Annotated in this window: 11 protein-coding genes; 5 read left to right on the plus strand and 6 right to left on the minus strand. The window is 61.3% G+C overall.

What is annotated here, in order from left to right:
• Positions 1-3: 3 nt before the first annotated feature.
• Complete coding sequence (gene codA / locus NGJ21_RS16050; RefSeq protein ID WP_251962383.1) at positions 4-1,245, plus strand: cytosine deaminase; 1,242 nt, start codon at positions 4-6, stop codon at positions 1,243-1,245.
• Positions 1,246-1,343: 98 nt separating this feature from the next.
• Complete coding sequence (locus NGJ21_RS16055) at positions 1,344-2,078, plus strand: hypothetical protein (protein ID WP_119688812.1); 735 nt, start codon at positions 1,344-1,346, stop codon at positions 2,076-2,078.
• 16 nt (positions 2,079-2,094) lie between these two features.
• Here the strand turns inward: NGJ21_RS16055 and NGJ21_RS16060 are convergent, their stop codons facing one another.
• The 3 genes from NGJ21_RS16060 to NGJ21_RS16070 form a co-directional block, all read right to left on the minus strand.
• Positions 2,095-2,637, minus strand: a complete 543-nt coding sequence (locus NGJ21_RS16060; RefSeq protein ID WP_251962384.1) for a WYL domain-containing protein — start codon at positions 2,635-2,637, stop codon at positions 2,095-2,097.
• A 671-nt stretch (positions 2,638-3,308) separates the two neighbouring features.
• On the minus strand, positions 3,309-4,844 hold the full coding sequence (locus tag NGJ21_RS16065; RefSeq protein ID WP_251962385.1) for an S-type pyocin domain-containing protein: 1,536 nt from the start codon (positions 4,842-4,844) through the stop codon (positions 3,309-3,311).
• 541 nt (positions 4,845-5,385) lie between these two features.
• Positions 5,386-6,810 carry an aminotransferase-like domain-containing protein gene (locus NGJ21_RS16070; protein ID WP_039601970.1) on the minus strand — a complete coding sequence of 475 codons (1,425 nt, stop codon included), beginning with the start codon at positions 6,808-6,810 and terminating at the stop codon, positions 5,386-5,388.
• A gap of 325 nt (positions 6,811-7,135) precedes the next feature.
• Between NGJ21_RS16070 and NGJ21_RS16075 the strand changes: the two genes are divergently transcribed.
• Complete coding sequence (locus tag NGJ21_RS16075) at positions 7,136-8,545, plus strand: amino acid permease (RefSeq protein ID WP_046785499.1); 1,410 nt, start codon at positions 7,136-7,138, stop codon at positions 8,543-8,545.
• Positions 8,546-8,548: 3 nt separating this feature from the next.
• Here the strand turns inward: NGJ21_RS16075 and NGJ21_RS16080 are convergent, their stop codons facing one another.
• On the minus strand, positions 8,549-8,728 hold the full coding sequence (locus tag NGJ21_RS16080; RefSeq protein ID WP_115275082.1) for a hypothetical protein: 180 nt from the start codon (positions 8,726-8,728) through the stop codon (positions 8,549-8,551).
• Positions 8,729-8,830: 102 nt separating this feature from the next.
• On the opposite strand from NGJ21_RS16080, the gene tam reads away from it, so the two are divergent.
• The gene (gene tam / locus NGJ21_RS16085) at positions 8,831-9,607 is read left to right on the plus strand and encodes a trans-aconitate 2-methyltransferase (RefSeq protein WP_046785497.1); all 777 of its coding nucleotides are present in this window, start codon (positions 8,831-8,833) and stop codon (positions 9,605-9,607) included.
• Here tam and NGJ21_RS16090 read toward each other — a convergent pair.
• On the minus strand, positions 9,597-9,971 hold the full coding sequence (locus NGJ21_RS16090) for a DUF2784 domain-containing protein (RefSeq protein WP_251962386.1): 375 nt from the start codon (positions 9,969-9,971) through the stop codon (positions 9,597-9,599). The genes tam and NGJ21_RS16090 overlap by 11 nt on opposite strands.
• Before the next feature lie 100 nt (positions 9,972-10,071).
• Positions 10,072-10,941, minus strand: coding sequence for a LysR substrate-binding domain-containing protein (locus NGJ21_RS16095; RefSeq protein ID WP_251962387.1), 870 nt, complete (start codon positions 10,939-10,941; stop codon positions 10,072-10,074).
• A 240-nt stretch (positions 10,942-11,181) separates the two neighbouring features.
• Between NGJ21_RS16095 and NGJ21_RS16100 the strand changes: the two genes are divergently transcribed.
• Positions 11,182-12,498, plus strand: a complete 1,317-nt coding sequence (locus tag NGJ21_RS16100; RefSeq protein WP_251962388.1) for an MFS transporter — start codon at positions 11,182-11,184, stop codon at positions 12,496-12,498.
• The last annotated feature ends 1 nt before the right edge of the window (position 12,499 follow it).

The raw sequence follows: 12,499 nt of genomic DNA on the forward strand, positions 1-12,499 counted from the left end.
TCCATGAACATCATCAACGCACGACTGCGCGGTAAGCCCGGCCTGATGCGCATCGAACTGGACGGCGAGCGTATCGCCGCCATTGTGCCCCAGGCCAATGCCGTCATGCCCGCCAGCCCCGACGACCTGGACGCCCAACAGAACCTGGTGTTGCCCCCCTTCGTCGAGCCGCACATTCACCTCGATGCCACTTTGACCGCCGGTGAGCCGAACTGGAACATGAGCGGCACGCTGTTCGAGGGGATCGAGCGCTGGGCCGAGCGCAAGGCAATCACCACCCACGACGACATCAAGACCCGCGCCAAGAAGACCATCGGCATGCTCGTGGACCATGGCATCCAGCATGTGCGTACCCATGTGGATGTGACCGACCCCAAGCTCACGGCGCTCAAGGCGATGGTCGAGGTGCGTGAGGAGGTGCGCGAGCTGATCGACCTGCAGATCGTCGCGTTCCCGCAGGAAGGCATCGAGTCGTACGCCAACGGCCGTGCGTTGATGACCGAGGCGGTGGCGATGGGCGCCGACGTGGTCGGCGGCATTCCCCATTTCGAGAACACCCGCGACCAGGGCGTGTCGTCAGTGAAATTCCTCATGGAGCTGGCCGAGCGTACGGGCTGCCTGGTGGACGTGCATTGCGACGAGACCGACGACCCGCAGTCGCGCTTCCTCGAGGTGCTGGCCGAAGAAGCGCGGGTGCGCGGGATGGGGGCACGGGTGACCGCAAGCCACACCACGGCCATGGGTTCCTATGACAATGCCTACTGCTCCAAACTGTTCCGCCTGTTGAAAATGTCGGGCATCAATTTCGTTTCGTGCCCGACCGAGAGCATCCACTTGCAGGGGCGCTTCGACAGCTACCCCAAACGCCGCGGGCTGACGCGTGTGGCCGAGATCGACCGGGCAGGCATGAACGTGTGCTTCGGCCAGGATTCGATCGTCGACCCCTGGTACCCGCTGGGCAACGGCAACATCCTGCGCATACTCGAGGCAGGGCTGCACATCTGCCACATGCTGGGCTACGAAGACCTGCAACGTTGCCTGGACCTGATCACCGACAACAGTGCGCGCACGCTCAACCTTGGCGAGCGCTACGGCATCGAGGTGGGGCGCCCGGCGAACCTTTTGTTGCTGTCGGCGCCGGACGACTATGAGATGGTGCGCAGCCAGGGCCATGCGCTGGTGTCGGTGCGCCACGGCAAGGTGCTGATGCGCCGTACACAGGCGCAGGTCGAACGGTTCGCCTGAAGCGGGAAGGGGCCACTGAGTGCTTGCCTGGCGACGCTGAACTTGGCACCCTTTGTGGCCGCCGAACCGTCCATGCCGTGACAGAAGGAAACCTACCGTTGAGTTGGGACAAAATCGGGAAACTGCTCGTAGCCCTGTTGCTTGGCCTGATGGTCTGGCTGGTGGCCTACGTGGTGCTCAAGGACAACGCCCGCCTCGAAGCTTCCCTGACCTATTCCTACCTCACCTACCCAAGCCAGTTCAGCGAGCGCATCAGCAAGACCAACGAACAGCTCAAGTACGAGCGGCTGCAGCCTCGCATCGCCGGCATTGGCCAGGGGGCGCTGAGCCAGGATCAGGTCGACAGGCTGATCGACCTGGCCCAGGCACCCTACGCCCAACTGTTCGCCAAACCGTTCGAGGCCGGGTTGGTGGACCACCGTACCGGCTTGCTCATAGAGCTGCGCAACACCGGTCACACCGAGGTGCGCGAGGTCAAGGTGCGCCTGCCGGCCAAGGGTTTGGTGCAAGTGCGCGACGGTTCAGGCAACGACACCCTCTACGAGGCCTCCACGCCCATGGTCGAGATCCCGGTCATCGAGCAAGGCCGGGCGTGCAAGGTGTGGGTGTATTTCGATGCCGACTACTCGCAGATCCGCCAGGGGGGTATCAGCATCAGCCATGCCGACGGTGTGGCGGATGTGCAGGTGTATCGAGAATTCATCGGTTTCCCGGCGTTGGTGGCGCGCTACAGCCGGGAGCTGATGGTGCTGCTTGGTGTGCTGGGGCTCAGTGTGCTGGGCCTGGGCTACGCCTGCCTCGCGCGGTCACGCAAGCCTATATTGCCCTCCTGATGGCGTCACCTGGCGCTTAGTGGCCGCCGTCGTGCAGGGCCAGGCTTTGGCGCAACTGCTCGATCACGGCTGTGCGCAATGCCTCTGGCGCCTGTACACGTATGGAGCCCGCCTGGGACAGCAGCCAGCCCATCAACGCGCGGCTGTCGTCGACAGTGGCATCCAGGGTCGCCCCGCCGTTGCCGTGCGGGGCCAGGCGCATGTCATCTGACAAGGGCTGGTCTTCCAGGCGCCGCGCGAGGGCGTCATCCACCCAGGCGCGCAATTCGATCTGCCGGGCAGGGCAGAGCGCATCCGGCTGCAGCAGTTGAGCCTCACCCAGGTTGCGGCCTGGCTGCCAGTACCAGCCGTAGGGCATGCCCTTGTTGTTGCAGCGTAAATGGAACAGCGACGCAAGCTCATTGAGGTCACGTTCCACCGTGCGTTTGCTGGTCTTGTAGCCGACCTTGGCCAACGCGGCCTGCAACTGTGTGGAGCTCATGCCCGGATGGCGGTCGGGCAGCAATTTGAGCAGTTGCCACTGGCGGGCGATCGTGTGGCGGGTAGAGTTGCTGGGCAAAGGGCTCGTCCTTGAAGTTCAGGCGTGGTGCATGCCTGAATGATGGCAATTGGCTATTGCCGCGAGCATACCCGTTCAGTGAATAGGATCCAAGTTCAGCAGGATGAGTGGCCTGTGCACTTGTTTCACGATTCGGCGCCACCCCATGCTCAGGCAGGCAGGCAGGCAGGCAGGCAGGCAGGCAGGCAGCCGCTGCCAAAGCCGGCGATCACCATGCAGCGCACTAGTCAGCTTGAGGTTGTGCTGGATGCGGGGAAGGACTTTGGCGCCAAGGTGCTGGTGTTGTCGCGCTCTAATTTGGCAGCCGGCGCCGTGTTGTGACGTCAAGCTGCCCAGTTCAACTTGTTAGAGTTGCTATTTTTAATTAGAGGGCAGTCGCATTCATCGACCTCGTGCTCAAGGCTGAGTGAATTTGTATTTTTTCTCTAGGAAAAATTGGGGAGGGGTCCATTTGGGGCCTTTCGAGTACCCGCCGCCTTTTTGTACTATTAATCCATCGGAGTGCATCTTTTTTATTAGATCGATCAGGCCGAGGCAGTTGCCAAGAGAAACCCAGTTGTTACGCTCGTATAATCTGTCTATTTGCGGGTGGGAAATGCTGTTTCCTCGAGTGAGGAATAAAATGACGTCCCTAGGTGCTTCGTTTTGTACTATGTCGTCTATGGTGTTCATTAGTAATCTCTTTGAAGTTGTTTTCGGTCTGCTTCCAAAGCCTCTGGTGTATATAGTAGTTCGGCTTCTGAGCTAAGTTGGTAGTCTTCTAGAGTGGCGGCGTGAGTGTTGTTCCACGCCTCTCCATGATCGTTTGGCAGAATTCTATCAGCGATACCGAGGGCGCGGAAGCGCTCAAGCTCCCTCAGTTCATGGGTGACAAATCGCTTGTCTGTGTCAGTAGGTGCTATCTTGCCGTGTAAGATTTTTTCAAGCCTATCTATCATGACGACATTAGCTTCAGATGGATCGAAGCGACTTATGTGTAATTTTACAAGGTCGACTCCCGCTTGGGTGAAGGTGGCTTCTCGCCAGTCCAGGCGTTCGATAGGCCCGCCTGCTTTGTCTGGATTGTAGGCCCTGCCGCTGTATGTGCCTATAGTTGTAGCGCCGGGATACGGCGAATTGAATACGATATATAACGGCGGCAGGCCAGACTCTACCGGGAAGCAGTAAATGCAATCTCTGGGATTTTGGGGTTCATTTGCGGGGAAGGGCGTCGCCGCGCTGCTGGCCGTTTCGAGATTTACACCCTTATAGGGGTTGGGCTTGACGGGTATGCCTGGAGATGTGGTCGAAGAGCCACCAGCGACATGAATGGGGAATGTAAGTCGTATCGGGAAGTCCCTTGATGGGACCGAGACGTAACTGTTACTCGCTTCATCGAATATGAGGGCGCGCACGGGTATCTGGTGCGCTGCATCTGCTGTACTCAGATGCCTCGTAAGGATGTAGGTGTCGAGGTCAGTGTGGATTCGAAGCGGGGACTCAAGGAGACCTTCGGTTGTAGCAAGCTCATTAAGGTTCTCGGGTAGGTCAGGGATCAGCAGCTCTGCCGGGATGCTCAAGGCCGAATCATGGTACAGGTCAGAGTTCCCTAGTTCAGGGGAGTAAAGGACACCGCCGATACCCAGTCTGAAAATTCGCAATGCTGCAGCTTCGGCCATGTTAATCAGTCTACGTCCTGCATACTTCAGTCCGAATTCAATGTATCGACTTATTGCTATGGGGCCTTGGGTTGTGCCTAATTGAATTGTTGGGTTCGTCGTCAGGATGATGGTGTTGCTGTGAGGGCGCTCCTGGTTTCTGTTTTGTAGAACTGATGTTGCTGTATGGTGAGTTTTTTCCAGCTCTCTCAAAACCTTCTTCAGGCAACGCTTCAGCACAATTTCGATTTGGGCGGCAGTGAGGCTGATTGCGAGTTTGTACAATGCCTCTTCAATTATGAAGAATTCGCTTTCTTCTTCGATGTATACGTATGCCGTGACCTCGAAAAACTGGGCCAAGGTCTGGTCGTTTGGGGCGTAAACATGAATGCCGTTGTAGAGGTCTGTGTGCTGGCCTGCCTGACGACGAATTTCGCTGTAAAGAAGCAGGAGCAGTGCCTTTTTTGCAAAGAGCTTGCCGGCGGTTTCGCTGTGAGTCTGGTCAATGTCTAGATACTGCTTTTCCAAGTAGGTTGCAAGACCGGGTTCCCCCGCAGGAAGACGTTTCAATGCTGTTGATCACATTCTGCGCAATACTTTCAGCGCTCTCCAAAAGCGCATTGTCAGTAAGCGCTGTTATGTCTGGCGGCGTTATTGGTATTGTGAAAGGCTGTTTCCATGAGAGCAAGGTTTCGAAGTCATAATCAAAAGGCGCGGAGGAGTATATTTCGTCAAGTTCAGGGTTTGTTATGGTTCTGCGGGCAGTCATTTCTCTTTCCTGTGATGCAGGTTTGGAGAGAAATATGATGTGACTGTTGCCTCCCAAGACTAAGATGGAATTGGTTCTTAGGCCACTTTCATGGCCCTGACTTTATTCGCCCAGGCATTGGGAGTGGCGCCGCAGCGACTTAGGGTGCGTTCGAAGACTGGGCAGCGAGGCATGAGCAGGGCTGTGGTTATCGGCCCCGGTGTTTACCTACGCAGAGGTATTGTGTGAACACACGATGTGCCTGCTCATAGCACCCTGCGGATAGAGCGCCGCGCGCGGCGCTTGATGTCGCAGACGCTGGAAATGCCGCGGCGAGCAGCCCCACAGCACAATCCCTGAGCCCTAAATCCCCGCCCGGCGCACGTGCTTCACCAACACCTTCTCCAACAACTCCCACATCGCAGGGTCGGTACTGAACGCCACGTTGAACCGCATCCACCCGGTCGGCTTGGCATCGACCATGAACAACTGCCCGGGCCCGAGCATGATGCCTTTCTCCAGCGCATCATCCAGTAGCGCTGCGCTGTCCGGGATGGCCGGGTGGCGGGTCCAGATATACATGCCTTCATCCGACTCGATGAACAGCTCGAAACCCAGCCGGTGCAGGTGCCGGCCAACTTCCTGGTGGGCCTCGGCCAGGCGCTGGCGCAGGCGCTTGAGGTGCTTGCGCCAGCGGCCGTCGATGATCGCGGCATACACCACACGCTCCATCACCTGCGAGGTGGTCAGGCCCGAGCGCATCTTCAGGTGCAGCAGCTTCTGCGCCAGTTCCGGGTTGGCCAACAGGTAGCCGACCCGCACGTTGGGCGAAATGCTCTTGGAGTAGCTGCCCACGTACACCACCTGCTGCAGGTGGTCGAGGCTGGCCAGGCACGGCTGCGGCTCGGCGACCATGTCGGCGTACAGGTTGTTTTCCACCAGGCGAAAGCCGTGCTGGCTGGCCAGTTGCAGCAAGCGGTGCAGCTGCGCCAGCGGGGTGCGCGAGCAGGTCGGGCTGTGCAGGTGCGGCTGAGTGAAGAAAGCCGTCGGGCGGTGGTGCGCCAACAGCTGCTCGAGGTGGTTGAGGTCGTAGCCGTTGGGGGTGCGCGGCACGCCGATCAAGGTGGCGCCCTGGGTGCGCAGGATGCTCATCAGGTTGGGGTAGCCGGGGTCGTCCACCAGCACCACGTCACCGGGGCGCACAAGCGTGCGCACGGCCAGGTCCAGAGCCTGGCTGGCACCGTGGGTGAGCATCAGCTGGGCGGTGTTGGCGACGATCGACAGTTCCTGCTGCAGGTTCTGCGCGGTCAGCGCGCGCAATTCCGGCAGGCCCATCGGGTCGCCATAGCCGGACAGCTCCAGCGGGCTGCCGGCAACCTGGCGCAGGCCGCGGCGCAGGCCTTCTTCGTACATCCAGTCGTTGGGCAGCCAGCCGCAGCCCGGTTTGAATGGCAACTGACGGGTCTCGAAGATCTGCTGCAGGTACCATTCGGAGTTGAACGATGGTCGACTGGCGTCGGCCTCGGCGCTGTGGTTGTCCAGCAATTCGGCCGCCGCGCGGTTGACGAAGAACCCGGCATTGCCCTTGCTCACCAGCAGCCCCTGGGCGACCAGGCGGTCGTAAGCCTCGACCACGGTGAAGGTGCTCACCGAATAGGTCGCGGCAAACGCGCGGATCGACGGGACCTTGGCACCTGGCTTGAGGGTCTGGTTGTCGATCAGCTCACGCAGCCCGTCGATGATCTGGTTGACCAACGGCGTCGAGGAGTCTGGGTGTAATTCAAGCATTCGGGGGCCTTGAGGGTGCGTAACGGCAGGCGCCTGCAGGGTGTATTGCATCGGCGACCTGTACAGTGCAGTGCGACTTTCATGCCACTGTGCATGGCTCTATGTGTCGGACATTTTTACATTAGGTGTCAGATAGCGCCACATAAAGCATGTTCAGTTCGCTCCAGGGGCAAACCCAGGGGCGCGTCAGCAGGCCGCCATGGAAGGCCTGCGTGTGTAACAGCACACCTCCTGCCCGCATTAGCACTGATGTACAGGTAAGGCCGATGACCATCGCGGTCTTACAGTTTTCCTTGGATAAAAAGAAGCACGGGGTACACAACTGATGGACGCAACATCCACAACCACCACCGCGAACAGCGGGCACGAGAGCAAACTCAGTGCCTCGCTCAAGTCGCGCCACCTGACGATGATGTCGATCGCCGGGGTTATCGGCGGCGCCTTGTTCGTCGGCTCCGGCAGCGTGATCCACAGCGCCGGCCCGGCTGCTGTCCTGGCCTACCTGGCAGGCGGCATCCTGGTGGTACTGATCATGCGCATGCTGGGTGAAATGGCGACTTCGTCGCCCGACACCGGTTCGTTTTCCACCTACGCCGACCGCGCCATTGGCCGTTGGGCCGGTTTCACCATCGGCTGGCTGTACTGGTGGTACTGGGTCATCCTCATGGCCTGGGAAGCTTATGTGGCAGGCAAGATCCTGCATGGTTTCTTCCCTGATGTAAGCGTCAACGTGTTCGTGCTGGCCACGACCCTGGTGCTGATCACCGTCAACTTCTTCAACGTCAAGCACTACGGCGAGTTCGAGTTCTGGTTCGCGTTGATCAAGGTGATCGCGATCGTCTGCTTCCTGATCGTGTGTACCGCAGCGGTGATGAACATCTGGCAGTTCGGTGAAGTGCGCGGCATCACCCACCTGACCGCCGAAGGCTTCATGCCCAATGGCATCACCACGGTGATCGGTGCGTTGCTTGGCGTGATGTTCGCCTTCCTCGGTGCCGAAATCGTCACCATCGCCGCATCCGAAGCCAAGGACCCGGCCACCCAGATCGTCAAGGCCACCAACTCGGTGGTGTGGCGTGTATGCCTGTTCTACGTCGGCTCGATCTTCCTGATCGTCTGCCTGGTGCCGTGGAACGACCCGCACCTGGGCGTTTCCGGTTATGGCGCCTACCGCCGCACCTTGGAACTGCTGGGTGTGCCGTATGCCGAGCTGTTGATGAACTTCGTGGTACTGACGTCGGTGAGCAGCTGCCTGATCTCGGGCCACTACACCGCTTCGCGCATGCTGTTCTCGCTGGCACAGCGTGGCGATGCGCCGTCGTTCTTCAAGACAACCCGCGCCGGTACCGGCGTACCGGTGAACGCGATCATCGGTTCGTGCGCCGTGGCCGTGGTGTGTGCGCTGATCAACTTCAGCGAGACCCTGCGCCCGAAAGACGTGCTCGATACACTGATGAACACCACCGGCATGATCGCTTTGCTGGTGTACCTGGTGATTGCCTTCTCGCAGCTGCGCATGCGCCGCAAGCTGATCGCCGAGGGCAAGGAAGTACGCCTGAAGATGTGGCTGTTCCCGTGGCTGACCTACCTGGTGATCGCCTTCATCGTCGCCGCACTGGTGACCATGGCCTTCATGCCTGACTACCAGATCCTGGTGATCTCCACCGGCATTGCTGCCGCCGTCGTGGTGGCCATGGGTGTGGTGCACCAGATGCGCAGCGCCCGCAAGCACTAAGCGCTAGTGGTTGCCCGAAGCGGCCGGCTCCCTCGTGGACCCGGCCGTTTCGCGTTGATGGGCGGGAGTTTTGTCCGCTGGCATGTGAAAGCGCCCGTTCATCCACGGTGAGCCGAGGAGGGCGGCGGCGCTGATCAGGGCCAGTAGGGCCAGGGCGAGGAATGGTTTCATGGGCATGCGCATAAGGGGCTGACTTCAAGGATGAGCTAACAGTTCCCGCGACAGGGCCCGTACAGGCGACAGATGGCTTATGCTGAGCACATTGCCCGCCAAAAGGAGCCCCTCATGGCCTGGTCCGCCACCCAGTATTCCCTGTTCGAAGACGAACGCACCCGTGCGGTGCGCGACCTGCTTGCCGCGGTGCCTCCCCGCCCGGTGCGCCACGCTACCGACCTGGGTTGCGGCCCTGGTAATTCCACCGAAATACTGCTGCAGCGCCACCCCGATGCCCAGGTGACTGCCCTGGACAGCGACCCGGACATGATCGACAAGGCGCGCGCACGCCAGCGCCTGCGCATCCCCAGGGTGCGTTGCGAAATTGCCGATATCGCCCACTGGACCGCCCCCGAACCGCAGGACCTGATCCTGGCCAACGCTTCGCTGCAATGGGTGCCCGACCACGGTTCGCTCTACCCGCACCTGGTGCGCCAGCTGAGTGAAGGTGCAAGCCTGGCCGTGCAAACCCCGGACAACCTCGACGAGCCGGCCCACCGCCAGTTGCGCGAGATTGCCGGCCGCGGCCCCTGGGCCGAAAAATTCGCCGACCTGAGCTTGCCGCCCCGGCATAGCGCAGCGTTCTACTACGACCTGCTCAGCCCGCTGTGTACGCGGGTGGATGTGTGGCGCACGACCTACCATCACCCGTTGACCGGTGGCGCCGAGGCCGTGGTGGAGTGGTTCAAGGGCTCGGCCCTGCGGCCTTATCTGGCAAGGCTGGACGAGCAGGAGCAGGCGAGCTTCCTGCAGATGTACTTGCAGGCCATGCAGCACGACTACCCGGCGGCCACCGACGGCAAGGTGCTGCTGCCGTTCCCGCGGCTGTTTGTGATTGCTACGCGGTAGGTGAATGGCGCCAGCGCCAGATCACGTAGCTATAGATGCCGAGGTTGACCAGCAGCACGACGCCGCCCAGCAGCCACTGGATCTGCGGCGTCAACCCGGCGGGGTAGATCAGCGGCCAGATGTAGTGCTCGACGAAGCCGCCGTGGTAGCCGGCATCGCCTGCGGCGAAACGCATGCGGTTCTCCCAGCCGGTCAACGGGCACTCCAGGTGCAGGCCCTCAACCGCCAGGCCCCAGGCCAGGGCGGGCAGGTGGATGAGCAGGGCGGGGCGCCATCTGAGCGTCAGCAGGCCGCCGAACAGCACCAGCAGGATGAAGGCCAGGTGCAGCAGCACCAGCGTGTCGGCGGCTAGACGGAAAAACATGGGATGCACATTAGAGAGGAATGTATACCCAGCATAGTTATGAAGGCTCAGCGCAAAACCAGTGGGAGCTGGCTTGCCGGCGATAGGGCCGGGAAGGCCCCTACAAGCTCTCCTGCACCACCTGCAGGAACGTCGCGACCACCCGCCGCGTACGCTGCTCGCTCAAACACACCAGTGTCTCGGTGAGGTGCCGCTGGCAATCGACAATGGGCAGCGCGCACACCCGCGCATCGGCGCCGAACTCGGCGGCCGACACCACCCCCACGCCAATACCCACCACCACCGCCTCGCGTGCTGCCTCTCGGCCCTCAACCTGAATAGCGGGGCGAATCCGTAGGCCGGCGCGCTGCATTTCTTCCTCCAGCGTCTGCCTGGTCACCGAGCCGGGCTCGCGTAGTACCAGCGGCGTGTCGTCCAGGTCCGCCAGGCTGATCGAGCCACGGCTGGCCCATGGGTGGTTGTGCGACACGAACGCCACCATCGGGTCGCGGCGCAGCGGCACGCTGTGCAGTCGCTCATCGTCGACATCGCGCCCTAGCAGTGCCAGGTCGGCCTGATAGCTGAACAGCCGGGCCAGGGATTCATCGGTGTTGCCGGTCTCGACCTTGACCTGGATGCCCGGGTAGCGCTGGCAGAAGCGTGCGATCTGCGGCAGCACATGCACCGGCGCATCCACCGCCAGCACCAGGCTGCCGGTGTGCAGGGCGCGGGAGTCCTGCAGCAGTTCGTGGGCTTCGGCCTCACAGGCGAACAGGCGCTTGCTGATGCCCAGCAGGCGTTCGCCCAGGTCGGTCAACTGCACCGAACGCTTGTTGCGGTGGAACAGCAAAACCCCGAAGCGCTCTTCGAGCTTGCGCACCTGGTCGGACACGGCCGGCTGGGTCAGAAACAGCTTTTCTGCCGCCCGGGTGAAGCTGCCGTGCACGGCCACTGCGTGGAAAGCCCTGAGTTGAGCGTGGGACACCGACATGTGGACTCCAGTAACAAGCTGAGCTTATGTGTGAAATACGATAAATCGATTTTATTTATCAGTCACCACCTGTTTCCATACTGACCAACCCAGCGCTGCCACAAGCGGCCGCCGGGCATGGCGCGCACCCCTGCGCCATCTGACCAGATGACGAGCCACGTCATGCAGTGCGCAACACAAAAACAAGACAGGCGTTTATTCACATTCTGCCGGCACACTTGAGCAAGAGGTCAGACGCACATGAATCACTCCCTAGCCGCGTTGAAACGCTGGCGCATCCAGATTTTCGCTATCACCTGGCTGGCCTACGCCGCCTTCTACTTCACCCGCAAGGCCTTCTCGGTGGCCAAGCTCGGTATTGGTGAAGACCCGACATTCATGCTCGACAAGGCCTCCATGGCCAACCTCGACGCCATCTACCTGGCCGCCTATGCCGTGGGCCAGTTCACCTGGGGCATGCTTGCCGACCGCTTCGGCCCGCGCGTGGTGGTGCTCGGTGGCCTGCTGATCTCGGCGGCAGCAGCAGTGGTGATGGGCAGTTACGCGACCTTCCCGATCTTTGCCACCTGCATGCTGATCCAGGGCCTGGCGCAGTCCACCGGCTGGGCCGGGCTGTGCAAGAACATCGGCAGCTTCTTCCCTGCCGTTCAGCGCGGCCGGGTACTGGGGTTGTGGAGCTCGTGCTATGCATTTGGCGGCCTGGTCGCCTCGCCGTTCGCCGGCTGGTGGGCCTATACCCTGATCGGCAGCTGGCATGCGGCATTCTTCTCCAGTGCCGCGGTGGTGGCGGCGGTGGCGGTGCTGTTCTTCTTCCTGCAGCGCAACAAACCCGAGGATGTGGGCTTGCCGGCGGTCGAGCCCGAGCCGCAGAGCATGGCGCCGGCCGGCAGCCTGTGCAGTGTGTGGGCGCCGCTGCGCGAGATCCTGCGCAACCGCACGGTACTGACCCTGGGCCTGGCGTACTTTCTTCTAAAACCGGCGCGCTACGCGATCTTGCTATGGGGGCCGGTGATCGTCTTCGAGCAGATGCCCTCGGTCGGCAAGGTGGGTGCTGCGATCATCCCCACGGCCTTTGAACTGGCCGGGCTGCTGGGCCCGATCATCATCGGCCTGGCCTCGGACAAGCTGTTTGGCGCCCGGCGCATGCCGGCCTGTGTGATCAGCCTGGTGCTGCTGACCGTGGCCCTGGCGGCGTTCATGGCAGCCATGCACAGCGGCAGCATCGCCATGGTGGTTGGCCTGCTGTTCTTCATGGGCCTGACCCTGTACGGGCCAGACTCGATGATCAGCGGCGCGGCGGCCATCGACTTCGGCACCGCCAAGGCCGGTGCCACGGCAGCCGGTTTCGTCAATGGCTGCGGTTCGGTGGGCGCGGTGCTCGGCGGCCTGTTGCCCGGTTACTTCGACAGCGTCACGGTGTTCATCGTGTTCGCCGGCTGCGCACTGTTCTCGGCCCTGGTACTGCTGCCGCATTGGAACAGCCGCCCGGCCAGCGCAGCCCAGGCCAATGATGTGGCGCCCAACACCAGCATGGCGATCAAGCCACTGCGTACCTAAA

Origin of the sequence: Pseudomonas sp. Marseille-Q5299 (assembly GCF_943737035.1) — a bacterium.
Classification (GTDB): Bacteria; Pseudomonadota; Gammaproteobacteria; order Pseudomonadales; family Pseudomonadaceae; genus Aquipseudomonas; species Aquipseudomonas putida_E.

Bases quoted from the DNA above. Each gene is read 5' to 3' on its own strand.
- codA (WP_251962383.1), top strand. From the start codon at position 4: ATGAACATCATCAACGCACGACTGCGCGGTAAGCCCGGCCTGATGCGC.
- NGJ21_RS16070 (WP_039601970.1), bottom strand. From the start codon at position 6,810: ATGCTTGAATTACACCCAGACTCCTCGACGCCGTTGGTCAACCAGATC.
- NGJ21_RS16075 (WP_046785499.1), top strand. From the start codon at position 7,136: ATGGACGCAACATCCACAACCACCACCGCGAACAGCGGGCACGAGAGC.
- NGJ21_RS16080 (WP_115275082.1), bottom strand. From the start codon at position 8,728: ATGCGCATGCCCATGAAACCATTCCTCGCCCTGGCCCTACTGGCCCTG.
- tam (WP_046785497.1), top strand. From the start codon at position 8,831: ATGGCCTGGTCCGCCACCCAGTATTCCCTGTTCGAAGACGAACGCACC.
- NGJ21_RS16090 (WP_251962386.1), bottom strand. From the start codon at position 9,971: ATGTTTTTCCGTCTAGCCGCCGACACGCTGGTGCTGCTGCACCTGGCC.
- NGJ21_RS16095 (WP_251962387.1), bottom strand. From the start codon at position 10,941: ATGTCGGTGTCCCACGCTCAACTCAGGGCTTTCCACGCAGTGGCCGTG.
- NGJ21_RS16100 (WP_251962388.1), top strand. From the start codon at position 11,182: ATGAATCACTCCCTAGCCGCGTTGAAACGCTGGCGCATCCAGATTTTC.